Annotated in this window: 19 protein-coding genes; 2 read left to right on the top strand and 17 right to left on the bottom strand. The window is 41.6% G+C overall.

Translation table 11 applies throughout. The annotated features are described in order from the left end of the window. Window positions 1-55 precede the first annotated feature (55 nt). From KIV10_RS13495 to KIV10_RS13465, 7 genes are all read right to left on the bottom strand, one after another. A complete protein-coding gene (locus KIV10_RS13495; RefSeq protein WP_214114622.1) occupies window positions 56-5,497 on the bottom strand; it encodes a CHAT domain-containing protein in 5,442 nt (1,813 codons plus the stop codon). Between the two features lie 432 nt (window positions 5,498-5,929). Further along, window positions 5,930-7,483: a signal peptidase I gene (gene lepB, locus KIV10_RS13490; protein ID WP_214114620.1), complete on the bottom strand. Its 1,554-nt coding sequence runs from the start codon at window positions 7,481-7,483 to the stop codon at window positions 5,930-5,932. 34 nt (window positions 7,484-7,517) lie between these two features. Continuing rightward, window positions 7,518-8,222, bottom strand: coding sequence for a 4-hydroxy-tetrahydrodipicolinate reductase (dapB, locus tag KIV10_RS13485; protein ID WP_214114618.1), 705 nt, complete (start codon window positions 8,220-8,222; stop codon window positions 7,518-7,520). A gap of 7 nt (window positions 8,223-8,229) precedes the next feature. Then, the gene (locus KIV10_RS13480) at window positions 8,230-8,829 is read right to left on the bottom strand and encodes a DUF5683 domain-containing protein (RefSeq protein WP_214114616.1); all 600 of its coding nucleotides are present in this window, start codon (window positions 8,827-8,829) and stop codon (window positions 8,230-8,232) included. Next, a complete protein-coding gene (locus tag KIV10_RS13475; protein ID WP_214114614.1) occupies window positions 8,819-9,718 on the bottom strand; it encodes a ParB/RepB/Spo0J family partition protein in 900 nt (299 codons plus the stop codon). The genes KIV10_RS13480 and KIV10_RS13475 overlap by 11 nt, the downstream gene beginning before the upstream one ends. Next, window positions 9,719-10,489, bottom strand: a complete 771-nt coding sequence (locus tag KIV10_RS13470) for a ParA family protein (RefSeq protein ID WP_214114613.1) — start codon at window positions 10,487-10,489, stop codon at window positions 9,719-9,721. A gap of 216 nt (window positions 10,490-10,705) precedes the next feature. Beyond that, a complete protein-coding gene (locus KIV10_RS13465) occupies window positions 10,706-11,587 on the bottom strand; it encodes an SDR family oxidoreductase (RefSeq protein ID WP_214114611.1) in 882 nt (293 codons plus the stop codon). A gap of 423 nt (window positions 11,588-12,010) precedes the next feature. Here KIV10_RS13465 and KIV10_RS13460 point away from each other — a divergent pair, with 423 nt between their 5' ends. After that, window positions 12,011-12,196 carry a hypothetical protein gene (locus KIV10_RS13460; protein ID WP_214114608.1) on the top strand — a complete coding sequence of 62 codons (186 nt, stop codon included), beginning with the start codon at window positions 12,011-12,013 and terminating at the stop codon, window positions 12,194-12,196. 74 nt (window positions 12,197-12,270) lie between these two features. Here KIV10_RS13460 and KIV10_RS13455 read toward each other — a convergent pair whose 3' ends face one another. After that, complete coding sequence (locus KIV10_RS13455; protein WP_214114605.1) at window positions 12,271-13,002, bottom strand: hypothetical protein; 732 nt, start codon at window positions 13,000-13,002, stop codon at window positions 12,271-12,273. A gap of 67 nt (window positions 13,003-13,069) precedes the next feature. On the opposite strand from KIV10_RS13455, the gene KIV10_RS13450 reads away from it, so the two are divergent. Continuing rightward, window positions 13,070-13,291, top strand: a complete 222-nt coding sequence (locus KIV10_RS13450) for a hypothetical protein (protein ID WP_214114603.1) — start codon at window positions 13,070-13,072, stop codon at window positions 13,289-13,291. A gap of 140 nt (window positions 13,292-13,431) precedes the next feature. Here the strand turns inward: KIV10_RS13450 and KIV10_RS13445 are convergent, their stop codons facing one another. The 9 genes from KIV10_RS13445 to udk form a co-directional block, all read right to left on the bottom strand. Further along, window positions 13,432-13,851 (bottom strand): RDD family protein, encoded by a 420-nt coding sequence (locus KIV10_RS13445; RefSeq protein WP_214114602.1) that lies wholly within the window; start codon window positions 13,849-13,851, stop codon window positions 13,432-13,434. Window positions 13,852-14,103: 252 nt separating this feature from the next. Beyond that, on the bottom strand, window positions 14,104-14,718 hold the full coding sequence (locus KIV10_RS13440) for a BglII/BstYI family type II restriction endonuclease (protein WP_214114600.1): 615 nt from the start codon (window positions 14,716-14,718) through the stop codon (window positions 14,104-14,106). Then, window positions 14,715-15,665, bottom strand: a complete 951-nt coding sequence (locus KIV10_RS13435) for a DNA-methyltransferase (RefSeq protein WP_214114598.1) — start codon at window positions 15,663-15,665, stop codon at window positions 14,715-14,717. Before KIV10_RS13435 ends, KIV10_RS13440 begins: the two co-directional genes overlap by 4 nt. A 60-nt stretch (window positions 15,666-15,725) precedes the next feature. Further along, window positions 15,726-17,909, bottom strand: a complete 2,184-nt coding sequence (scpA, locus tag KIV10_RS13430) for a methylmalonyl-CoA mutase (RefSeq protein WP_214114596.1) — start codon at window positions 17,907-17,909, stop codon at window positions 15,726-15,728. Next, the gene (locus KIV10_RS13425) at window positions 17,909-18,547 is read right to left on the bottom strand and encodes a hypothetical protein (protein ID WP_214114594.1); all 639 of its coding nucleotides are present in this window, start codon (window positions 18,545-18,547) and stop codon (window positions 17,909-17,911) included. The genes scpA and KIV10_RS13425 overlap by 1 nt, the downstream gene beginning before the upstream one ends. Further along, window positions 18,540-18,722, bottom strand: coding sequence for a hypothetical protein (locus KIV10_RS13420; RefSeq protein ID WP_214114593.1), 183 nt, complete (start codon window positions 18,720-18,722; stop codon window positions 18,540-18,542). Before KIV10_RS13420 ends, KIV10_RS13425 begins: the two co-directional genes overlap by 8 nt. Further along, complete coding sequence (locus tag KIV10_RS13415; RefSeq protein ID WP_214114591.1) at window positions 18,722-20,092, bottom strand: methylmalonyl-CoA mutase subunit beta; 1,371 nt, start codon at window positions 20,090-20,092, stop codon at window positions 18,722-18,724. The genes KIV10_RS13420 and KIV10_RS13415 overlap by 1 nt, the downstream gene beginning before the upstream one ends. Continuing rightward, entirely contained in the window at window positions 20,085-20,420 is a 336-nt protein-coding gene (locus tag KIV10_RS13410) for an FtsB family cell division protein (RefSeq protein ID WP_214114589.1), read from the bottom strand. Before KIV10_RS13410 ends, KIV10_RS13415 begins: the two co-directional genes overlap by 8 nt. Next, window positions 20,417-21,037 (bottom strand): uridine kinase, encoded by a 621-nt coding sequence (udk, locus tag KIV10_RS13405; RefSeq protein WP_214114587.1) that lies wholly within the window; start codon window positions 21,035-21,037, stop codon window positions 20,417-20,419. Before udk ends, KIV10_RS13410 begins: the two co-directional genes overlap by 4 nt. Window positions 21,038-21,086 lie beyond the last annotated feature (49 nt).

Below are 21,086 nucleotides of genomic sequence, written 5' to 3'. Positions count from 1 at the left end.
TTGCTCCTTTATTCCGTAAAATTTCAAATGCTTCTGTTCGTGTTTCAGATTTATTCTATTTCTGTTTTTTCTTTTTGGCTGTATCCGAATCAGTTTTATTCTCTACTTTTCTTCGTACAGCATTCAATGCAGCTCTCAACTTGGAAATATTTGTTTCCAAATCCCTTTCAAGTTTATAATTTGTATTTGCGACCCCTGCCGCGGTATTTAAACTATATGCCAAAAACTGAAGATGTTCCAGCTCTGCGATTTTTTTCGCCTCAGAACCTGCCTTGCTCCAGATTTTTGTAAAATTCTGAACAATTTCAGCCCATTTGACCTCCATTTTTTCGTCCTGCAAAATCAAGAGAAGGCACAAGTCGATATTCAGTTCGGCAACCATGTCCCAGTATTCCAGATTGTCATATTCCTTAGATTCATTCAGCTCATCTTTTAAGCCTTGCAATAGTACCTGAGCTTCCTCTATACTTCTGAGTTTATATTTTTTCTTTTCCAAAGTAAACTCAGCTCCGCTCTTCAGCGAATCGCTCAACACCAGCAAGCAAGCAATCTCGATAGCATTTGAAATAGAATAAATCTTGTTGGCATTGAAACTGTGCGCATAGGCTGTTTCATAATAGGAAAGCGCGTATTTATAGGCCTCGGTTCGTTTCTTGCCATCCGGCGAAAGCATTGCCAACCGTTTGTAAGCGCTGCCCAGCAGATTTAACCGTTCAGCGGTTTCGCCAGCGAAAAGCAGCACCTTCAAATCTGCAATGACCCTTTCCATTTTTTGGTACGCTTCCTTTATTTCTGAAGCGGAAGACTTCCCGTTTTCAAATAGTTCACGTATGTAAAGTTTTGCGCGCGTGTTGCAATATTTTTCCATACAGGAAAAGGAGAAATCTGCATTTTCCATTTTCAGTAATTCCTCATAATTGCTAGCGGCCTCCACGTAAAGCGCAAGTTCCTGATAGATTTTTGCTACGCGCTCGATAATTTGTGGTGTCTTAAAAACATCTCGATCCACGGCCTTCATAATGGTATTCAATTCTGCCAAAGGATCATTGTTTGCCTGCGCGGTCATTTGCAATTGGTTGAGAAGATTGTCCAAGTCGATTTCCGCCTCCTGCGGAACTATATATTTTGGAGACCAAGCGCCGCCGCTACTTGAAATACTTTTCAGTTTAAAGAAGGGATCTCCGTAACATTGGTAGGCTCCCCAAGTATTATTGCCGGGATGCTTTTCGTAACAATAATTTCGGGCTTTTTTTACGGCATCCCCAAAATTATCGCCCGCAAACATGCTGCTGTAAAAAATCTGTGCAAAGTCGTGTGCCGCAGCGTCATTTACTGCCCAACCCGCAGCAATAACAGCCTTTACGCCAATGCTTATGAGTTGCGTGCCGATATTTGCCGCTAGTTTATACCGATTTTGATATAGTTGTTCATCTTCAGCACTGCTATAACCCAGATGGCAACAGTTTACAAAAACCAGCTCTGGAACCACGGACATTTGCTCAATCTCGAACACAGTCAAGAACATATCTTTCCCAATCAACATGCCAGATTTTTTGGGGGAATTGGGATTGAATACTCCGTGGCCGGCCAAATGGATTATGGTATAATCCTTACAGAAAAAATTCTTGATTATGTTCTGGGCGTTTGAAGCTATTAAATGTGTGGTTGGGTAGCCCACGTTTTCCAATGTATCCTTCACCAGCATCCCTTCCTCCTTTGCGCCGGGAAGTTGGGAAGCATACCCCTCCAGAATGGGATCCGCAATAATTAACGCCCCTTTTTCGGCAACGCGTTTTATGTTTATTCTATAATCCTGGGTGGAAAGTTGCCTAATCATTCCTGCATTTATGCACAGCGGTTTCGCATTGGTGGTGTTGTCCTGCAAGAGTTCCCACGGATACATGGCGGTATTTTTATCGAGAATCCAGGTAATGTTACCCTTTCGTTTCAATTTTTCCTTTAAGTTATTCGGAATCAATAATTCGAAGAGTGTTTTTGCGGTGCAGGCCGTCCATTGATTGCTTGTGGAAACTTCAGAAATAAATAGGTCTATCAAAGGTGTGCTTCCGTAGAGCTCATTTTCCTCTTCTCTGGAATCGCCGGTGGAGGAACCAAAAACCATACTTGCCGGTTCGCCATTTTGTTTTGCGCTATACTTGATTGTAATCCGGTTCCACCAATCTTCGGAAGTATCGAGCGGAGTTCTTTTTTGGATTCCCAATAAATTTTTAATCCTCTTGCTACCTATAATAATGTTGAATGTTGCGTTTTCCTTCGTTGCAATTTTATTCAAAACGTACATACAATTAAGCGCGCGATCTGCATACAATTCAACAAATTCAATCTTTTCAACCGTTTTGTAGCCAGAATCGCCCAATGCTTTTACTTTTTCATTGGCACGGTTTACCCCTTCAATTATCGCTTTTAGTGAACCCTCCACAGACAGGCCGCCATAACCGGTACCCACAATAAGCGATGACACGCCGATTCCTCTTTTCGGTACGGGCAAACCACGAATACTAAGTAAATAATTGAGAACGCCAGCCTCTACAGATTTTGAAAACTGAAATGAAGTAAGCTGATCGGGTTCGCCCAATCCTACGATTATGGCTCCATCAAAATCGCTTCCCTCCGTCTTGCCGAAAATTGCATTGCTCCCTATTTCTCCGGGATAGAGGCCCAGCCTGTGCTTGGAACTTAGGCTTCCATTTGAATATCTGTCAATTGCTTTTTCGGCATAAAGAATACCATCATTTAGAAAATGTCCAGCAATTATGGGGAAAGAAGCGTAACGCAAATCGCCGTTGCTCACACTCACCGTTACCGGAATTTGGCTACCTATGGGTTCGGCGTTATCGCTTAGGCCTAAGATTGTTCTTTCCAATCCATCTTCGGAAAGATCAAAATCATAATCCGGTTCTGCCCTGAAATTTTTTTCCTCCCCGCGCAGGAGTGGTTTTGTATTTCGAAGTAATTTGGTTTGTCCAGTCTCCAAAATATCCTCAATGGCATTGAATAATTCTGGGTCATTTGCCAGCGCGCCGTGCGTTACGCGGGAATAATAAACCGCATTGGCTGCAATAAGCTGTTTTGGGATTCCAGACTCCCACGTTACACTTTGATCACCCTCACCCGTGTACAGAAAATAGAGCTGTTTTTTTGGTCTTATTTCATCAAGATAATATCCACAAGGCGTCATTTTATCTTTTCCGGCGATGTAAACCATATTTGAATAATCAATGGCGTCGCGCTTTTGAAGAATGTTGTCCCGATACTTTTTGAAATATTCCAAATCTGCCTTTTGCGGAAGCGGCCAATCATTCTTTCCGAAATAATTTCGCATTTTTTCCCAAGTTTCCATTTTGGAAAAATCATTCTTTGAATCTGTATTCAATGGAAGAAGGGCGAGAATTCCGGGAAATTTGGAAAACATTTTCAGCAATGTCTGCTTCGTGTGTACCAAATCCAAGCTGCTCAATTTTTTGATAATGGCATCTTCCCCAAAAAGTACGGAAGGAATACGGAATGAACCCCCGAGCGGTGATCCTAAAAAGATGATTTTAAATCCTTTGGTAGCCTTCAGCTCCTGCCAAACATCATCGTGATTCACAATGAAATCACGAACTAAAACCCCGCCCATGGAATGGCCGATAATTTTTATAGGTTGCCCCAATTTCAATAAACCCTGAATTTTTGAACGAAATTCATTGGCACATTCCGGTAACGGTTTTCGCCAGTCGAAGGGATATACTATGACATCATATTTGGAAGAAAGCCACTTATAAAGCTTTCCATAGGAAGTTTTCACTACGGATTCTGCCACAATTTTATTCAGACTTGAATAATCCAGATTTTTTAATCCGCCTGTTAAAATTCTTCCGTAGTGCAACCAAATCTCCTTATCTTTTTGGGATAAATTAGAACCCATAATTCCAGGAAGCAGAATTACGATGGATCTATTTCCAGTGGGCATTTTTGGGTCTGGATATAATTCGCCGGACTCAATAAGCGCTCTATCGCTACCGGGAATTTGATGTTGCGGAATGCTTTTGAAGCCGGGAACAAGTTCGCCTTCCCTCGTTTGTAACACTAGCCTTATTGCTTCACGGGTTTTTTCATTTGAAAAATATTTCACGTGATTTACATCGGCACCCTGATCGAAAAAATATTGGATATTATTTTTACGCCGTACGCCAAGGTACATTGAATCCGTATTTACCACCAGGTCATTGCGTTGCCAATAAAATAGTTTGCCTAAAATCACAATCAAACCATGCCCAGAGAAACTTACCCTTCCATTTCCGGAAATAACTGCAAGTGGTTTGCCGTCAATTGCGGTTTCCAGTTTGGGGTTGTTAAGAATTTTTATGAAAGGCGATTCCGGACGTTGGGCTTCCAGACCGGGCAGGATTTTTACATCATCTTTGCTCTCTACTGCCGCCTTCAATAGCTCCATTAATATATCCCCAAAAATACCGCCCACCAGACCGAGCAAATTATTGAAAACATTCAGGATGTGGTCCAGCCTTTTGGAGGCCAACTTAGTTCCTGCCGCAGGACAGCCTACCCTAATAAATTTTGCAATAGTTAATTTTTTATCACGGAAAATGGTATTGAGCGCTTCAATATTTGCAATATCATCCTCTCTGCCGCCTTCCTTTTCAAGCAATGAAATATGTTCGCTATTAAAACCCAAAGAATTTTCATCATTCGTACTGCTATATTTGTTCAGAATATCACCCACAATGCCACCGCGCGAATGGGTAAGTAAGTGAAGCGTAGCATTGTCCGGCAACAACTTCGCCAGTTTAACGGCATTTTTAAGCGGACTTTCGGAAAGGGTTCTATGCTGAAAAGCGATTACATTACTGCCATATATCTGGTGCAAACTATCCCAAGTTGCCTTTCCCTTGCTCAATTCCTGGAAAGCGCCAAACGTATCTGAATTTGTGCCGTGAATAAAAAGAAAAAAAGGCTTGTTTGAAGATTTTCCATCAAATTTCCCAAAATTAAAATTCTTGTCCACAGTATAAAGAGCTGCACCGTTTTCAAGATAATCGGGAGCCAATACATCTTCAGAAATCTTAAATTTTAAATGTTCATTTTCCAATTTTTCCGCAAGCGCCATAATCCCGCCTCCCACCGCTTTCTTTGTAAAAATCTTCAACAGTTTTAGTGCAATCTTCCCAATAATTCCTCTTTCGGTTGCTGGAGCTTCAACGCTAGAGGGAAGCACAAATACTTCGGGTAAAATATCTCTGGTTCCTGGCGGTCTTAATGCCGGGTCGAGTTCTGGATAAATTTCGTGGAGCGTTGAAGCATCGCACATCCACGTGGTGCCGTCTTCCAAGACCAATTGAAGTTTATCTCCTTGTTGAAGTGAAATGGTATGCTGGTTTGAAATATCCCTGTTTACCGATTGTAGATTGTAAACGATTACGTCATCTAGAGTAGTTTCTTTATGGCCATAAACCACAAGTTTTTGAATTGGTTCCATGATTGGGTTGGTTTTGAGAATTCAATGGGTTGTTAGTGTTAAATTGAAACTGAAATTGCAAATGATAAAATGTTCTTCAAATGCAATCTGAAGGTTTTGATTATAAATCAATTACCTAAATACAATAGAACTATTTTGAGGAGAGTGAAAAGGTACAAAAATTTTAAGTTCGGTTTCTTTAATCTTTTGAATTTCAGACAAAGTGTTGAGTAATATTACCGAAAAATGCGGATTCACTAAGGTAATTTGAAGTATTTTAGATTTTAGATTAGAAAACTTCATCTAAGCAAAATCCAAATTCCCCTGAATATCGTAGATAAAAGTAGGTCAGAGACTCACACTTAATTGCGGTGAAGAGACCTGAATTAGTTTAATGTTGAAGCCCCACTACTTTTGGTAATGGGGCTTCGTTTTAATTATATGGTATAGGGTTTAGGTAGTCTTTCTTCGCTTTCTTATAAAATCAAAAACCAAATAGGCTATAACCAGAATTATAAAATAGAGCAGGTAAGACACCGGCTGCCCGCTTCCGCCCACAGTTGTGAAGACCCGATCCCAGCGTACGCTTCCCGTTAGGTTATCCCAACTCGCCCAGATGAAAACTGGTTTTCCAACCACATGATTGAAGGGAACAAATCCCCAAGTACGAGCATCCTCACTGTTGTTGCGGTTATCCCCCATCATCCAGTAATAATTCTGCTTAAAGGTATATTCCGTAATTGGCTGCCCGTTCAAAAGAACTTGTGTTCCAGATTGTGTGATTTTGTTATCGATACCCAGTTCGCTTCCTTCATATACTTCAATTACACGTTTGTAAAGCGGAATGGTTTGCTGTGTAATTTCAACAGCGGCGCCTTTTTTTGGAATATACAATGGGCCGAAGAAGTCGTTATTCCAAGGATAATTCATATTATTTGGGAAAATGCCAGTGTCCCATTGTCCTTTAGTGGAATGTAATTTACTTATTTCAACCACGTTTGGATTGTTTTTCAGAAGTGCCAATGATTCATCTGAAATGGCCGCAAACCTATATGTATTCGATTCATAACCATAACGGTCTGTAATATTGTAGCGGTTTTGTAACAGTTCAGGATTTAACGGACCGTTGGTTTTTATTTCATAAGAAAACTGAATCTTAGCCCTATCTGGCAATTGATTTTGTTTTCCGTTTATAAAAACATAGCCATCGCGTACCTCCAAAGAATCTCCGGGAAGGCCTACGCAGCGTTTTACGTAATTCGATTTTTTATCTATGGGTTTATAGTAATATTTTCCATCTCCATATTGCTGGAAGGCATTCACCGTATCTACGGGCCAATTAAAAACTACGATGTCATTCCGCTCTATATCCTGAAACCCGGGAAATCTAAAATAGGGAATCTGCGGCTTTGTGAGGTAAGATTTTTTATTGATTACCGGAATGGTGTCGTGTACCATAGGGAATGCAACAGGTGTCATAGGAGGTCTTGCCCCATAATGAAATTTACTTACAAAAAGAAAATCACCAATTAAAAGTGTTTTTTCCAAAGAAGAAGTTGGAATAGTGAACGGCTGCATCACATATCCGTGCACAATGGTTGCGGCCACCACGGCAAACAGAATGGAACTCACCCACTCTCCGGCTGATGTTCTCGGTTTTAGGCTTCTTTCAGGGAGATGTGAAACCTTTTGCGTGTAATTGACGTAATAGATATAAAACCCGAGAGTTATAATAACCAAAAGTGTATCCGTAGTGGAATTTCGTCCAAAACTGCGCAACGTTTCTACCCAGATTACCGGAAACATAATCAAGTTCACGATTGGAATAAAAAGCAGCACAGTCCACCACCACGGACGGTTGATTATTCTCATCAGCACTACGGCATTGTACACTGGCACTGCAGCTTCCCAAACTTTTCTGCCTGCAATTTGATACAACTTCCACGTTCCCGCAAAATGGATAACCTGTACTATCAAGAAAAATATAAACCAACCTGTCCAACTCATCGTTTAATTCTTTAAAATTATTTTTTTTTCGACATTAGTTTTTAATGCCCAAAACATCCTTCATCGTGAAAACTCCCTTTTTATTTTGAAGCCATTGCGCCGCTAAAATTGCGCCCAAAGCAAAACCTTCACGGCTGTGCGCCTCGTGCTTAATTGAAATGCTATCAATGGCAGAATCATAACTCACAATGTGCGTTCCCTTTACATCTTCTTCGCGTTTTGCGGTGATGTTTAGAAACTTCTTATCTGAAGCGTCCAGTTTCCACCGCTCTTTCTCGCTATGTTTCAGAATATCTTCCGCAAGGGTGATTGCCGTTCCACTTGGGGCATCCTTTTTCTGTAAATGATGGATTTCCTCAACGGAAACAGTATAATCTTTCCACGTTTCCATCAATTTTGCAACGTATTCATTAATATTGAAAAAGAGATTTACCCCAACACTGAAATTGGACGCAGAGATAAAGCTTCCGTTACGTTTTTCGCATAAGTTTACCATTTCGTCATACTTTTCCAACCAACCGGTTGTACCGCAAATTACGGGAATGCCGGCATTCAATGCTTTTGAAATATTATCCACGGCGGCTTCGGGAGACGAAAATTCAATCACGGCTTCAGCTTCTTGGAATTCTCCTTCTTCAGAATTGCTTGTACTTTTATACACAATAGTATGCCCCTTTTCCAAAGCCAATTTTTCAATCGTCTTTCCCATTTTTCCATAACCGAGCAGTGCTATCTTCATTGTCTTTCTAATTAAAACGATAGGTTAACGACATTCCATACTGCGTTTGCGCATTGAATTGATTGTAATCAAAATTGGGTTGAAGCGAAAGATCCTCACTTACTTCATATTGCCGCAAATGCGCATCAACATTGGCATCCACAACATTCAAAAGATAGAAGGCTATGGTTACGATAAGGCTTAAATCCTTATTTTTTTGGGAAGAACGTTGCGCGTTGATCAATCTGTCATTTGATATTAATGGCGTAGTGCCATCACCATAAAATTCATCATCAGTGAAGCCTGCAAGCCTTCTTTTATAGGCATTTCTGAAGCGGTTATAATCGTCATCATTTTGTTTGTAGAAATAAATTCCGGCGGCCATCCCAGCATAAATGATTGGAATTTTCCAATATCTTTTGTTATAAACCTGCCCCAAACCCGGAATCACGGCCGAATAAAAAGCGGCGCGCGCCGGAGCTAATGGATCGTATTCAAAACGGGATGCTACAGTATCTTTTACTACTATTATTTTTTCATTTTTTTCTACGGTAAGCGTGTCTTGAGCCTGCGCGCACAAAGATGTGACGAAGAAAAGAAAGAAAATATATAGAACGTTATTCCTCACTTTTAATAAGCTTCAAAATACGCTGGAAATCCGCTTCATTTTTAAAAGGAACTACCAATTGTCCCTTCCCGGATTTGGTAACCTTCACCTCTACGGAAGTTTCAAGGAGATCGGTCAATTCTTTTTTTGCCTTTTTGGCATAGGGCGGAGCACTCGGCTTTTGCGGAGCGGACTTTTGTTCTGGATTTTTATAGGTTCGCACAAGCGCTTCGGTGTCACGCACGGAAAGGTTTTGGCTTACTATTTTTTCATAAATATCCAGCTGGTCGCCAAGATCTTCAACATTAATCAGCGCACGGCCGTGGCCCATAGTTATAAATCCATCGCGCATTCCGGTCTGGATAATGGGATCCAGTTTCAGCAAACGCAAATAATTGGCTATTGTCGAGCGGTTTTTGCCCACTCTGTCGCTCAACTCTTCCTGCGTAACGCTTATTTCTTCAATCAAGCGCTGATAGGAAAGTGCAATCTCGATGGGATCCAAATCCTGGCGCTGGATATTCTCGACCAATGCCATTTCCAGCGATTCCTGGTCATTCGCTATGCGAATGTATGCCGGGATGGTATCCAGCCCAACCAACTTTGAGGCACGGAAACGGCGTTCGCCACTTACCAGTTGGTATTTATTGAAATCCAATTTACGAACGGTAATAGGCTGGATTACGCCCAATTCCTTTATGGATGAAGCCAATTCGCGAAGCGATTCTTCATTGAAGCTGGTACGTGGCTGAAATGGGTTGACTTCAATACTGCCCAGATCCAGTTCCACAATGCTGCCCACTACCTTATCGGCGTTTTTGTCTGCAACCGATTTTATATCATTTGAAGGATCTTTCAAAAGAGCTGAAAGTCCGCGGCCAAGTGCTTGTTTTTTCGTCGCTTTCGCCATTTATTCTTTTTCGTTTTTCTGAATTAATTCGTGCGCCAGACTCAAATAGTTATCTGCTCCTTTGCTTGCGGCATCGTAACTAATGATGCTTTCGCCGTAGCTGGGTGCTTCACTTAAACGTACATTACGCTGTATGATTGTTTCAAAAACCATTTCATTGAAATGCTTTTTCACCTCATCCACCACTTGGTTTGAAAGGCGCAGGCGCTGATCGTACATAGTAAGCAACAAACCTTCAATATCAAGATTTTCATTATGTATTTTCTGCACACTTTTAATGGTATTCAATAGCTTTCCGAGACCTTCCAAAGCAAAGTATTCACACTGAATGGGAATAATTACCGAATCTGCCGCAGTAAGGGCATTCAGCGTAAGCAAGCCCAATGAGGGCGCACAATCTATAAGAATATAATCGTATTCTTTTTTTAAATCAACAATCGCTTTTTTGAGCATGTATTCCCGGTTTTCCTGATCAACAAGCTCAATCTCGATAGCCACAAGATCTATGTGTGAGGGAATGAGGCTAAGGTTGGGGGAATTGGTGGGAACAATGGCATCCTTTGCGGTAGTGCTATGCTCCAATAATTGATAGGTGCCCACCTCAACGGTTTCTACATCTATACCCAATCCAGAGGTGGCATTTGCCTGTGGGTCTGCATCTATAAGCAAAACCTTTTTTTCAAGAACGCCGAGCGAGGCGGCCAGATTTACAGAGGTTGTGGTCTTCCCCACACCGCCTTTTTGGTTTGCAATTGCAATAATTTTACCCATTAATATATGCGAAATTTTAGGGCTTAAAAGTACAATTAATTATGTGGATAGAAAATGATTTTTGTTAACAGGAATTAAACAAGGGAAGTTATGAGTTATGAGTTATGAGTTGTGAGTTGTGAGTTGTTAAATTGAAAACCCATAACTCTGAACTCTGAACTCTGAACTCTGAACTCTGAACTCTGAACTCTGAAATTTAAAATTTGAATATAACCTTCAGGATTTCTTTTTATTCCGTATCACAGCCTCCAGTTGATCCCACATCTGCTCTGGGATTGCCTCCAATAGATTGAACTGGCCAGCACCCTTTAGCCACTCGCCGCCGTCTATGGTTATTACTTCGCCATTTAGGTAGGCAGAAAAGTCTGAAACGAGATAGGCCGCCAGATTGGCCAACTCTTGGTGCTCGCCCACCCGCTTTAAAGGAACTTTTTTGGCGAGGTCAAATTTATCCTTTAAATCGCCGGGCAGTAGCCTGTCCCACGCACCTTTAGTAGGGAACGGTCCCGGAGCAATGGCGTTGAAGCGGATGCCATACTTGGCCCATTCCACCGCAAGGGAGCGGGTAAGGGCAAGCACGCCCGCCTTTGCCGTGGCACTTGGCACCACGTAGGCAGAGCCCGTCCACGCGTAGGTGGTTACTATATTAAGTACAGTTTTGTTGTTTTCCTTTTGGTCTATCCAATGTTTGCCGAAGGCGAGGGTGCAGTTTTTGGTCCCCTTCAACACGATGTCTATGATGGTGTCGAACGCGTTTGCCGATAGTCTTTCCGTGGGTGAGATGAAATTGCCCGCGGCGTTGTTGAGCAGTATATCTACTTTCCCGAATTCTTTTACCGAGGCTTTCACCATAGCTTCCACTTCATCATAATTGCGGACGTCGCACTGCACTGGTAATACCTTGCCGCCCGTTTGGGCTTCCAGTTCTTCCTTTACCTTGTTCAGTTTTTCTATGTTGCGGGAGGTAATTACCACGTTTGCGCCGAGTTCCAAAAAGTAGGTGGTCATTGCCTTGCCAAGGCCGCTTCCGCCGCCGGTTACTACGATTGTTTTTCCCTTTAGGGCATCATCCCGAAGCATTTTTGCTGTGTAGTCCATAATTTTTTGCTTGTTGAATGGTAAAAGTATGAAAAGATTTTGGGTTTGATGGTTGCTGGTTGCTGGTTGCTGGTTGCTGGTTGCTGGTTGAAGGTTGATGGTTGATGGTTGATGGTTGATGGTTGATGGTTACAATTTATTTTCTTTAGCATGGCTAAATTTTTCTACCATATGATGGGTTTTTTATGTTATACGGTGACAGGTTTATGCTATACGGTGGGATATTTACACTATACGGTGTTTTAATTATGTTATATGGTGGTTTAGTTATACTATACGTTACTTTATTTATACTATACGATGACCCATTTATGCTATACGGTGCTTTGGTTATTCAATATGGTTCAATATATATGCTATATGGCGCTTTGTTTATTCGAAATGGTTCAATATATATGTTATATGGTGCTTTAATTATTCGATATGGTTACATATATATGCTATATGGTGCTTTGGTTATTTAATATGGTGGGATGTTTGTGCTATACGGTACTATATTTCTGCTATATGGTTTTTTATATTTTTGAAATGATGGCATTTTCGGTAGAAATATTGCCGCATTTTTACGAAAGGGATGAAGATCTTCAGAATAACATCGTTGCTTTATGAATGGATGTGGGGGATTTAGGGGAGGTATTTGAATGTAAATTTTGGGAAAATTAATAGGGGAAAAGTAATGGTTTCTATTTGCGCTTGAAGGTCTTGAAATTTATGGCGTTGGTTGCCCTGAATTGGGGGCTGTCTGCACCGTATATCGCCTTTACCTGTTTTTTAACGAGTGCGGCGACTGCCACGACCCCGCCGGTGGGTTCGTAAAGCACCTCATCGCGCCTGGTGAGCACTTCCTCGTACTGTGCATAGGCGGTATTTACTGCTTCATTGGCTGCGTTCATATCTTGCTGCATCTGATCCAGTGCCTCTACTTTGAGTTCGGGTTGGTTAGGGTTGTACGCGGGCTGATTTTCCAATAATGCTACCAATGCGGCCCAATGCTGTGCCATCTGGACATAGGATTTTTGGCTGGCGCTTATGCTGTTGGGCGGCGGCGTGTTGGCGGGCACCTGCTGCGGCTCGCTTGCCCTTCTGCCTTGAATCTTATTGTTGATGGTCTTGGCGTCCTTGACTACCTCCTTTGAAACGCCGGATACCTCGAGGGCGTTGATGACCCTTGTTGCGAGTTTGTCTGAATTTTCAAAAAGCTCCAGCCTCGCGTTTCTGGCGGCGTTGAAGAGCGGGACTTGGTCTGTTAGCGTCTGCTGGACGTTTTCTGCCGCCGTGTGCTGGGCGGTGAGCTGTGGCAGCTGCAGTTCTGGATTGCTGGGGCTGTAGTCGAGCCCATAGGTGGTTACGTACTGGATTAGCTTGTGGAAGTTTTCCACGTTTACGGCGTGGCCGGTTTCATTTTGTTTTGCCATGATTTCTATGGTTTATGTTTAACAATAAACCTAAGCTATAGCATTTTACGGACATGGCTATACGTGGATGTACGTATTTTTTTTGGGAAGTTTTTGGTTGTGGGTTGTGGGTTGTGATGCTCACGAGCGGGACGCTCGCGCTAGCGGGGGAAAAACGCGGGATTCAAGAAGAAATCCTAAACCTGCCGTCCCGTGCTATGGAGGGACGGCATCTTTTGGGTCTTGGGACGGCATCTTTGCCTCCTCGGGACGGCATCTTTTAAGTGTTGGGACGGCATCTTTTGATTGAAAGATGCCGTTCTGTTTTATAGCAACCCTATTTGTATCTATGGATTTTGAGCAATAATGAGCGGGAGGCTCGTGGTAGCAGAGTAGTTTTTACAATTATGGTAGACTTGATTGAAATACTAGCTTTAAAATATATATATATTATATTTTACTATGATCCATTACCACATAGGTATTGGAAACCTGATCGTGCCAACCTCTCGTTGAAAAAAGATAGGAAATGGGATCAAATGGAATTAGACGCGCCGTATTGCGCCCAAGAATATTCCAGAATGTAGGTCTTGTTCCGTCCCTTTTAACCACTTTTGTTTTCGTAAGAAACTTTCCTGGAGTTTTCCCAAAAAAATACTCAAATAATGCGTGGAACACTACATAAAGAAGAATGAAATAAAGAACGAACCAATCAGCACCTTCTTCGGGCACAATGCCCAGCACTTCATCGAAAAGCATTGCGCTCAAGAAAATAAGAAAGTAAAAACAAATGGTATCAATAAGGTTATTTAAAAATCGCTTTCCCGTTTCAGCAAGGATTAATGTATTGGTTTGTTCGAAATTTTGCATTTGTTTGCGTTAATGGATTAAAGTATGTTATTATGCTTATAAGGTTTGTTCCGTTTTTCTTGAACAGAAAAGTCATTTAAAGCGCGCAAATATATACTTTTTTATAAATAAATATTTCGAAGTTTTGTGTTGGTCGGGACGTTCGCACTAACGGGGTTATTGGTTGTGGTGCTCACGAGAGAGATGCTTCTGGTAGCGGGAGTATGTCTAAATAATATTTTATTGATTCTATTGCTCATTATATTTAATTTATTAGGGCTCAATTCCCAAGATAAGAAGCGGTACGGGCGGGCTATTTCTTCCTTGACGCATAACATTGTAAACTTCTCCCTCATAATATGCTACACCACTGGACATCTGCAATTGCATTTTTTTAGTGGGAAGTATTTCTATACCTAAATTAATTACTCCTCCCGAATAGAATAGCATATGTTTTACGAACAAATCATACGCTACAAAAGAATATTTCCCGAACTGCACTTCTACTGCAATTTTATTTTTAACAAAATCGGTTTGGTTGTAGCTATAAATTGGTGATTCTTCCCCATTTTCTTGAAGAAACACCTTCTGTTCATTTGTTGTCATCAACAAGCTTTTCTCCATTAATTCCCTATTAAGGGTTATATAGTATGAATAACGACTCTCATTCCAGCCCACTTTTTGAAAAGCTCGATCAAAAGCAGTATTTAATTCCCGTGGACTATATAATTTATTGCCTTTTTTGGTTTTTTCTTTACTGACTTTCGTTTTGAAATCATCAGCTTTTATCGATTCTATAACTGAAATAATTTCCTTGTAAAGCTTATTATAATGAACAATTAAATATTCTTCTCCATTTAAGTGTGAGTATTTTTGAGCTATTTTCATTTATTTTTTTCCAGTTTTAATTCTTGCCATTCCTGTGGAAATTGTGAAAGCTTATTTTTTTTATCAGGTTTATGTATGGGTTTATTTATGGGACGCATTTTTAACTGACCTTCTTTTAATTCCTCAATTCTATTTTTTGCAATTCTACAATATTCCTTATCCTTATCAATACCTATGACATTTCTATCATTTTTTAAAGCAGCAATTACAGCGGAGCCAACCCCATTAAAAGGATCTAAAACCCAACTGTTTTGATTTGTTAAAGCTAAAACACATCTTTCAACAAGTTCTATTGGATATTGACAGGGATGAGTAGTTTTTTCTGGATGATTAGATTTAACATTTGGAATATTCCATAGTTCATTTTCCCAATCTTTTAAAACTATTTCCCAAATATCGGAAGGGTTTTTACCTTTAGGGTTTCCCGAAAGTTTACCTTTATTCGGACCTTTAAAATGACGTTTGCCGGGGTATTTTGCAGGAACGCGAACATTATCCAAATTAAAAATATAATCGTCGGTTTTTGAAAACCACAGTATAGTTTCATATCTACCTGAAAATCGATTTGATGCGTGAAGACCATGTCCAAAATGCCAAATTATTCTATTACGTAATTTTAATCCAAGTTTTTTAAAAATTTGATAATAGTATATATCTAAAGGAAATACTTCTCCCTTATCCACAAAATTTCCAACTTGCCAACATATACTGCCATTATCAGACAACACTCGAATTAATTCAGTTATTATATCCTCTTGGGTGTCGAGATATTCTTCAATCGATGTTTTTGTCTCATAAGATTTTCCAATATTATATGGTGGTGAAGTAATGATGAGGTCAAACTTTTGATCATCATATTTTTTCAAAACCTTTAAACAATCTCCATTTTCTATTGAATATTCTAATTCAGGATTTATATAGTCAAATAATGGTTCTTTAGCTTTCATTTTAATCAATCTTCTTTTTTGTAAGTTACAAAAATTAAATTTTGGTTTTTAAATTTTTAATCACTCCACCCCCTCAATCAAAATCCCCAACATTTCAATAGCGGCATCGCTAATGCGGGTGCCGGGACCATACACTGCCACTGTGCCGGCATCAAAAAGGTACTGGTAGTCCTGCGCGGGTATCACGCCGCCCACGATGACCATAATATCTTCACGACCGTATTTTTTTAGGGCTTCAATAACCTGTGGCACGAGGGTTTTGTGGCCCGCGGCGAGGGAGGAGACGCCCAATATGTGCACGTCATTTTCCACCGCTTGCTTGGCGGCCTCTGCCGGGGTCTGAAAGAGTGGGCCTATGTCCACATCAAAACCTACATCGGCATAGCCGGTGGCTACCACCTTGGCACCACGGTCGTGACCGTCCTGCCCCATTTTGGCAATCATAATACGGGGGCGGCGGCCTTCCTGTTCGGCAAACTGGTCTGCCATTTGCCGCGCCTTTTCAAAGCTTTCGTCTTTTTTCATTTCCTTACTATATACACCACTAAAGGAACGAATTTGCGCCTTATACCTGCCAAATTCCTTTTCCATAGCGGTTGAGATTTCGCCCAAAGTAGCCCTATGGCGGGCGGCTTCTACGGCCAATGCCAATAAGTTGCCTTCGCCCGTGCGTGCGCACTCGGTAATTGCTGCCAGGGCATCTGCTACTTTTTTGGTGTCGCGTTCCGCTTTTATACGTTCCAAACGCGCTATCTGTGAGTTGCGCACCTTTTGGTTATCCACATCCAGAATCTGCAGGGGATCTTCCTTGGCGAGTCTATATTTGTTTACGCCCACAATGATATCCTGCCCGCTATCAATACGCGCCTGTTTTTTTGCTGATGCTTCCTCAATACGGAGTTTGGGGATGCCCGCCTCTATGGCCTTGGTCATTCCGCCCAGTTCCTCCACTTCCTGGATAAGCGCCCAGGCTTTCTTGGCAATTTCATCCGTAAGGCTTTCCACATAATAACTGCCCGCCCACGGGTCTACGGTTTTAGTGATCTGGGTTTCGGTCTGCAGGAAAATCTGTGTGTTCCGCGCAATGCGTGCAGAGAAATCGGTTGGGAGGGCTATGGCCTCGTCCAACGCATTGGTGTGTAACGATTGCGTTCCACCGAAAACTGCCGCGGCAGCTTCAATGGCGGTACGCGCCACATTGTTGAACGGATCCTGCTCGGTAAGGCTCCAACCGCTAGTCTGGCAGTGGGTGCGCAGTGCCAATGATTTTTCGCTCTTCGGGTTAAACTGTTTTACAATTTTTGCCCACAGCATACGGGCGGCACGCATCTTTGCGATTTCCATAAAATGGTTCATCCCAATGGCCCAAAAGAAAGACAATCGGGGCGCAAAGGTATCTATATCCATTCCCGCCTTTATGCCGGTGCGGATGTATTCCAGACCGTCTGCCAGGGTGTATGCAAGTTCAATATCTGCCGTGGCTCCTGCCTCCTGCATATGGTAACCGGAAATGGAGATGCTGTTGAACTTGGGCATATTTTGGGAAGTGAATTCAAAAATATCGCTGATGATCTTCATCGATGGCGTGGGCGGATAGATATAGGTGTTTCGCACCATAAACTCTTTCAGAATGTCATTCTGGATGGTGCCAGCCAATTCTTTTGGCAAAACGCCCTGCTCCTCGGCGGCGACAATGTAAAACGCCATAATGGGAAGCACGGCGCCGTTCATCGTCATCGACACGCTCATCTTGTCCAGTGGAATCTGGTCAAAAAGAATTTTCATATCCTCCACGCTATCTATGGCTACACCTGCTTTACCTACATCGCCCTCTACCCTTTCATGGTCGCTATCGTAGCCACGATGGGTAGCAAGGTCAAACGCCACGGAAAGACCTTTTTGGCCCGCGGCAAGGTTTCTTCTGTAAAAAGCGTTGCTTTCCTCGGCATTGCTAAAACCTGCGTATTGACGTATGGTCCACGGCCTGCGTACGTACATAGTAGAATACGGCCCACGGAGGTTGGGAGTGATTCCGGCGACGAAGTTTAAATGTTTTAGGTTTTCTATATCTTCTTCCGTGTAGGTTTTTTTTATTTGGATTTCCTCTGCCGTCTGAAATGTGGAAGGTTGCTCCTCGTCCCGATGATTGTTGGGAGTGCTTGCGGTGACAGATTGGTCTTTCGTCGCTGATTTTTCGCCATCTGTCTTTTTTAAATTGATATGCTGTAAATCTTTTCTTGCCATTATAAATCCAATTTTTCAATGTACGGGTCAAAAAACACCCCGACGCCCGTGGTAAGTTGGAAGCCGAAGGTCTTGCCCTGTCGTGTTACAAAATATACTGAATTAAAATACTGGAAGTCATCTTCTTCTGAAGCGATTCTGTAAACACTTTTAAAAATATAATTTGTGGGATAGCCCACGTATTTTGCGGTAACTTTTTCATAGGAAGTTCCCGGTGCCAAGGCATTTTCATTTTGAATGCGCATAATCCCCAAAGCCTGGCGGGCATCGCTTTTTGAAAGCTCGGTATACGGAAGACTGTACACCAGAAATGTAGCGCCAGAAAGTTCATCAAAATAGATGTACATTTTGCCGTCCATTTGCATCTTTTTGTTGATGCTGGTTATCTGTGCTGAAGCCTGGGCCGGCGGCAGTTTTTTCCTTAAAACCTCTTGATATTCGGCAAGGGAATACCTGTCAAAACTCTCTGGCAGAAAAACGCGCGCGCCGTCTTCCTCCAAAATGTGGTATTTGCCGGATATATGTGTTTCGCCTTCTTCCAGATTCATCCAATCTACCACCTGCGTACCAATTTCCATACAGGAAACTACCGTTAGCGATAAGATTATCAAGAATACAAGTGTCGTTTTTCTATACATTTTCCACAATTACTTCCATTGCCAATGAAATACCGAACCCAATCAAGAGTATGGCTCCGGCCAAAAATACCCATCTGTAATATCTGGATTTGCTCAATTTCTTCAATCGTATTAAGATTGCGAGCCCAAGGATTACGAAGATAATACCCAATAAAACTTCAAGTTCTGCTGCCATTATTCAGTTTTTAAGCGTTCTTGTTCCGTTGTTTCAGCAAGGCGTTTTTCGACAATTGGAGCAATTAAGGTCTTGACGGGATTGTTTTTCACGAATGGAAACAGCTCCAAATCCTCTTTCATCCTATCATTTTTGTTTGGATGGTAATTGGTCCCCAATAACTTCAGTTGCCCAGCATTGTATGCTTGCTGCTCTTTTTCAGCACTTTCCTTAATTTTTTTCTGAATGGTTCCATCTTTCAATTGCTGAAGAAATCCGCCGCCTTTTTCAATTTCCTTAAATAACTGAAGCGCTTTTTCCGCCAGTTCTTCCGTAAGGCTTTCAATGTAATAGGTGCCATCGGCGGGATTGCTTACGGTATCAAAATAGCTCTCGTGTTTGAGTACAAGCAGTTGGTTTCTAGCGATTCGCTCGCCAAATTCATTGCTTTTGTGGTATAGTGCATCGTACGGAAGATTGCACACCGCATCTGCGCCGCCCAGCACCGCGCTCATACATTCGGTGGTGCTGCGAAGCATATTTACATTATAATCGTATAACGTTTTGTTTCTTTTTGAAGGAGTGACAACAATGTGGCAGATTTCCCTTGCGTTGTATTCTCGTGCCAATGTTTCATAAAGAATACGCAATGCACGGATTTTGGCTATTTCGAAAAAATAATTGGGACCAGTGGCCAGTTGGAATGTGAAAATTTGCGATTGCAGCAATGCAGGGCTCAAGTGATTTAAATATTCATTGGCGTGTGCCAAAGCATACGCAAGCTGCTGGACAATGTTTGCACCCGCGTTTTGATACAAAGAAGCATGAACTGACAAGATATTTTCGGAAGCATTTTTTTCAAGAATACTGTCCAAAATTGCGTGGTCTTCCTTTAAACTATGGAACCAGTTTCCCGTGCGGGCCAAATTTCCTATGATATCAATATTATAGTGAACCGTTGCTTTCTTATCTGAAAAAAATAAAATGAGTTTGGAATAGAATGCATCAGAAAGAAATTTTATTTCGAAATAAATAGGTATTTCTTCAAAGGGAAAAGAGGCGAATGTTTTGTTGAAATCGAATTCCTTTTCAGCCGAAAAAATAATGGATTCCGCTCCGCGATCGATGGCATCCAGTGCAATTTTGTTGGCTATTGCCTCATCGTCAATAAATATGGATTGTGCGATTTTCCAACTTTTGGGCTGCCCGGGAACGGGCCGAAAATTTTCCTTGAAATCGTCCGCGTGATAAAACGGCTTCACATTTATGCCTTCAGGACTTTGCCAGATAAGCGCCTCGTTATAATCGGCACCCTTTAGATCGTATTGAATCTGTTGTTTCCACTGTTTTGCGGAGACTTCATTGAATTCTTCAAACAAAAAATCATTCATTTTCTTTTTTTTCTTTGATGGAATCTTCGTTTTCGATAATGAAAATATCCTCGTTTTCTTTTTTCAGATAATATTTTTCGCGAGCGAACTTTTCCATTTCATTACTGTCCTCCATTTTTTTTATAAACGCCTTATCGCTATCGATTTCATTTTTATAGAAATCCCTATTTTCCTCGAGCCCATTGATGTCGTGATCCAGCTCGTGATGAATTAGATATGAATTTGTATCAAAAAACACCATCCAAACCACAAAAAGTATGAGAATGAGCATATATTTATTGCTCACCACCCGCACCCATTTTTTCTGTCTGAATTCTGAAAACTTCACAGCTCCGAATAGTTAAGTTTTTGATTTATAATACTGCGTATTACATTTACCGCCACGGTGTTGTAACGATTTGTGGGGATGATGATATCCGCGTACTCCTTGGTTGGTTCAATAAATTGCTGGTGCATTGGCTTTAGCGTGGTCTGGTAACGGTTTAAAACTTCTTCCAAATCGCGTCCGCGGTCTGCGATGTCCCTTTTTAAACGGCGAATCAACCGTTCGTCGCTATCTGCGTGCACAAAAATTTTAATGTCGAACATTTCACGGATATCGGGGTGCGTTAAGATAAGAATTCCCTCGACAATAATTACTTTTTTCGGAAATGTGGTAATGGTCTCGCCGGTGCGGTTGTGCTCCACAAAAGAATATACGGGCTGCTCAAATGAATTTCCCTGCCGAAGTTCTTCCAAATGGCTTACCAAAAGATCAAAATCGATGGAATTGGGATGGTCAAAATTAATTTTTACACGTTCCGCGTAGGTAAGTTCGCTGGTATCGTGATAATAGGAATCTTGTGAAATTACACAGACCTCATCTGCTGGTAATTCTGCCACAATCTGGTCCACAACAGTAGTTTTTCCGCTTCCGGTGCCGCCGGCAATGCCAATAATGAGCATAGTTTTTAGGTTTGTACAAAGGTATGGAAAAGGTTTTAAGTGTGTGGTT

The sequence above is a fragment of the Aequorivita echinoideorum genome, from assembly GCF_018476645.1.
Lineage (GTDB): Bacteria > Bacteroidota > Bacteroidia > Flavobacteriales > Flavobacteriaceae > Aequorivita > Aequorivita echinoideorum.
Note: the sequence above shows the minus strand (reverse complement) of the source record. Positions and strands in the feature narration are given on the sequence as shown.

Excerpts from the sequence above, each read along its gene's own strand:
- udk (WP_214114587.1), bottom strand. The coding sequence starts at position 21,037 with ATGCTCATTATTGGCATTGCCGGCGGCACCGGAAGCGGAAAAACTACT.
- KIV10_RS13455 (WP_214114605.1), bottom strand. The coding sequence starts at position 13,002 with ATGGCAAAACAAAATGAAACCGGCCACGCCGTAAACGTGGAAAACTTC.
- KIV10_RS13460 (WP_214114608.1), top strand. The coding sequence starts at position 12,011 with ATGGTTACATATATATGCTATATGGTGCTTTGGTTATTTAATATGGTG.
- KIV10_RS13435 (WP_214114598.1), bottom strand. The coding sequence starts at position 15,665 with ATGAAAGCTAAAGAACCATTATTTGACTATATAAATCCTGAATTAGAA.
- KIV10_RS13470 (WP_214114613.1), bottom strand. The coding sequence starts at position 10,489 with ATGGGTAAAATTATTGCAATTGCAAACCAAAAAGGCGGTGTGGGGAAG.
- KIV10_RS13445 (WP_214114602.1), bottom strand. The coding sequence starts at position 13,851 with ATGCAAAATTTCGAACAAACCAATACATTAATCCTTGCTGAAACGGGA.
- KIV10_RS13495 (WP_214114622.1), bottom strand. The coding sequence starts at position 5,497 with ATGGAACCAATTCAAAAACTTGTGGTTTATGGCCATAAAGAAACTACT.
- KIV10_RS13450 (WP_214114603.1), top strand. The coding sequence starts at position 13,070 with ATGTACGTATTTTTTTTGGGAAGTTTTTGGTTGTGGGTTGTGGGTTGT.
- KIV10_RS13415 (WP_214114591.1), bottom strand. The coding sequence starts at position 20,092 with ATGAATGATTTTTTGTTTGAAGAATTCAATGAAGTCTCCGCAAAACAG.
- KIV10_RS13475 (WP_214114614.1), bottom strand. The coding sequence starts at position 9,718 with ATGGCGAAAGCGACGAAAAAACAAGCACTTGGCCGCGGACTTTCAGCT.
- KIV10_RS13440 (WP_214114600.1), bottom strand. The coding sequence starts at position 14,718 with ATGAAAATAGCTCAAAAATACTCACACTTAAATGGAGAAGAATATTTA.
- KIV10_RS13465 (WP_214114611.1), bottom strand. The coding sequence starts at position 11,587 with ATGGACTACACAGCAAAAATGCTTCGGGATGATGCCCTAAAGGGAAAA.
- dapB (WP_214114618.1), bottom strand. The coding sequence starts at position 8,222 with ATGAAGATAGCACTGCTCGGTTATGGAAAAATGGGAAAGACGATTGAA.
- lepB (WP_214114620.1), bottom strand. The coding sequence starts at position 7,483 with ATGAGTTGGACAGGTTGGTTTATATTTTTCTTGATAGTACAGGTTATC.
- scpA (WP_214114596.1), bottom strand. The coding sequence starts at position 17,909 with ATGGCAAGAAAAGATTTACAGCATATCAATTTAAAAAAGACAGATGGC.
- KIV10_RS13425 (WP_214114594.1), bottom strand. The coding sequence starts at position 18,547 with ATGTATAGAAAAACGACACTTGTATTCTTGATAATCTTATCGCTAACG.
- KIV10_RS13420 (WP_214114593.1), bottom strand. The coding sequence starts at position 18,722 with ATGGCAGCAGAACTTGAAGTTTTATTGGGTATTATCTTCGTAATCCTT.